Annotated in this window: 2 protein-coding genes; both read right to left on the bottom strand. The window is 43.9% G+C overall.

Annotated features, from left to right (window positions below):
* Window positions 1–108: 108 nt before the first annotated feature.
* Window positions 109–1458, bottom strand: coding sequence for an NCS2 family permease (locus HMPREF9370_RS03275; protein ID WP_040667403.1), 1350 nt, complete (start codon window positions 1456–1458; stop codon window positions 109–111).
* A gap of 77 nt (window positions 1459–1535) precedes the next feature.
* Complete coding sequence (gene miaB / locus HMPREF9370_RS03270) at window positions 1536–2861, bottom strand: tRNA (N6-isopentenyl adenosine(37)-C2)-methylthiotransferase MiaB (RefSeq protein WP_009115880.1); 1326 nt, start codon at window positions 2859–2861, stop codon at window positions 1536–1538.
* Window positions 2862–2917 lie beyond the last annotated feature (56 nt).

Here is a 2917-nt window from a genome sequence, read left to right as displayed (position 1 = left end):
GATCCATCTATTGCAAATAGGACATGAATTGTTCAGCATAATTCCAAACAAAGATGCCTGTCTGAAAATTTTTCAGACAGGCATCTTTACGTGAACAAATCGATTGAATTACGTACCTAAATACCAAAATTTAGCCGCCCATGCCGCCGCAACAATCCAAACCATTGGCGTTACTTCTTTGGCTCGGCCACAGATTAATTTAATCACGGCATAAGTGATAAAGCCCATTGCAATGCCATCTGCAATAGAATAAGAAAAAGGCATAAAAATAATGGTAATAAAAGCAGGCGCGGCTTCGGTCATATCGTTCCAGTCAATTTCCGTTGCACTGCGCATCATGTGCACACCGATATAAAGCAAAGCTGGCGCAGTAGCAAACGCTGGCACTGCTTTTGCCAGCGGCGAAAACCATAAACATGCCAACATCAACACGCCCACGGTAACTGCTGTCAAGCCTGTTCTGCCGCCTGCCGCCACACCGGAAGCGCTTTCAATATAAGGAGTGGTAGAAGATGTGCCCAAAGCTGCGCCGGCCACAATAGCAGTAGAATCGGCAAACAAGGCCTTTTTTAAACGTGGCAATTTACCGTTTACCAAAAGCCCTGCCCGATGCGATACACCAACCAAAGTACCGGTGCTGTCAAATAAATCCACTAAGAAAAACACGAAAATTACCGCAATCATACTGCCGTTAAACAGACCATTAAAATCCATCTGCATAAACGTTGGTTCAATGCTCGGAACAGCAGATATCAGCCCTTCGAATTTGGTTAAGCCTAAAGCTGCTGCGATTGCCGTAATCGCTAAAATCGCAAGAATAATCGCACCTTTCACACGGAAGCGATCCAGCATGATGACAAGAAAAAAACCTAACAAAGCCAGAATGGGCGGCCAATTAATCATTTTTACTTCAGGATTATCTGGTGAAGGCACGCGGAATTGCCCCATACCAACCAAAGTGGCCGGATTATCAACGATCACCCCAGCACCTTTTAACGCAATCAATGCCAAAAACATACCAATACCCGCCGCAATAGCCATCTTCAGACTCATCGGCAAAGCATTGACCAACATTTCGCGCACTTTCAGAAAACTAAATACGATAAAGATAATACCCGACATAAACACTGCCGCCAAAGCCACCTGCCAAGGCACGCCCATACCGTCTACTACGGCGTAAGTAAAATAAGCGTTCAAACCCATCCCCGGAGCCAGAGCAATCGGATAATTAGCCAAAGCACCCATGATAAAGCAGCCGATAGCAGCTGAAATACACGTGGCCACGAACACCGCGCCAAAATCCATACCGGCATTAGAAAGGGTTAGCGGGTTCACAATCACGATATAACACATGGTTAAGAAAGTGGTTAAACCTGCCAATATTTCGGTGCGGACATTAGTGCCGTTTTCCTTAAGCTTGAATAGTTTTTCAAGCAGATTATTTTGTGAGTCAGTCATAATCATCCAGATTGAATAAAGGTTGATAAAACAATGCAGAATGCCTGTCTGAAACATTTCAGACAGGCATCGATATATTAAGCTGCTATCATCTCACCACGCAATGAGAATGTAAACGCTTCGGTAATCTCAAGCTCCACCATCTGGTTAATTAACCCAAGATCTCCGGTAAAGTTGACAACACGGTTATTCGCTGTACGCGCTTGTAGCTGGTCAGGGTCTTTTTTCGATACACCTTCAACCAAACAACGCTGGATTGTACCCAACATAGTTTGATTGATACGAGCCGTTTCTTGCTCAATTACTTCATTCAAAGCTTCAAGACGGCGCACTTTTTCTTCATGCGGCGTTTCATCAGGTAGGTTGGCCGCCGGCGTACCCGGACGCGGACTATAGATAAATACGAAGCTCAGGTCAAAAGCGATATCTTTCACCAATTTCAAAGTCTGCTCAAATTCCCGCTCAGTTTCCCCTGGAAAACCCACAATGAAATCTGAGCTCAAGCACAAATCGGGGCGGATTGCTCGTAATTTTCGGATAATAGACTTATATTCCAAAGCCGTGTAACCACGCTTCATTGCACTTAACACTCGATCAGAACCACTCTGGATCGGCAAATGCAAATGCGATACCAACTTTGGCAAATCTTTATAGCATTCAATAATCCTGTCGCTGAATTCACGTGGATGACTTGTGGTAAAACGCATCCTTTCAATACCTGGAATTTCATGCACAATCCGCAGCAACATCGCAAAATCACAAATCTCACCATCGTCCATCAGTCCGCGGTAAGCATTCACATTTTGCCCCAGCAAGTTAATCTCTTTCACACCCTGCTGTGCCAAATTGGCAATCTCGGTTAACACATCGTTTAAAGGGCGCGAAAATTCTTCCCCACGCGTATAAGGAACCACACAAAAAGAGCAGTATTTCGAGCAACCCTCCATAATCGAAACAAATGCCGAACCACCTTCAACCCGCGCAGGCGGCAAATGGTCAAACTTCTCAATTTCAGGAAAGGAAATATCAACTTGAGATTTGCCTGTTTCTTTCTTATCATCGATCATTTGCGGCAAACGATGCAGTGTTTGCGGTCCAAACACAACATCAACAAAAGGAGCACGCTTAACAATCGCCTCACCTTCTTGCGAAGCAACACACCCTCCCACGCCAATAATCAAATTAGGATTCTTTTCTTTTAAAGGTCTTACGCGCCCTAAATCCGAGAATACTTTCTCTTGTGCTTTTTCTCGAACGGAACAAGTATTAAACAGAATAATATCTGCCTCATCAGCATTATCAGTTTGTTCTAAATCTTCTCCCTCAGCCAAAACAGACAGCATCTTTTCGCTATCGTATTCATTCATTTGGCAACCAAAAGTACGGATAAATACTTTTTTCATAATAAGGTTCTACTTTCTTCAGGTAACCCGTAATCGCGGGGCTGACTAATTTAAAA

The organism is Neisseria wadsworthii 9715, from assembly GCF_000227765.1.
Lineage (GTDB): Bacteria > Pseudomonadota > Gammaproteobacteria > Burkholderiales > Neisseriaceae > Neisseria > Neisseria wadsworthii.
The sequence above is the reverse complement of the archived record's forward strand: the minus strand, read 5'-3'. Positions and strand labels throughout refer to the sequence as shown.

Excerpts from the sequence above, each read along its gene's own strand:
- miaB (WP_009115880.1), bottom strand. The coding sequence starts at position 2,861 with ATGAAAAAAGTATTTATCCGTACTTTTGGTTGCCAAATGAATGAATAC.
- HMPREF9370_RS03275 (WP_040667403.1), bottom strand. The coding sequence starts at position 1,458 with ATGACTGACTCACAAAATAATCTGCTTGAAAAACTATTCAAGCTTAAG.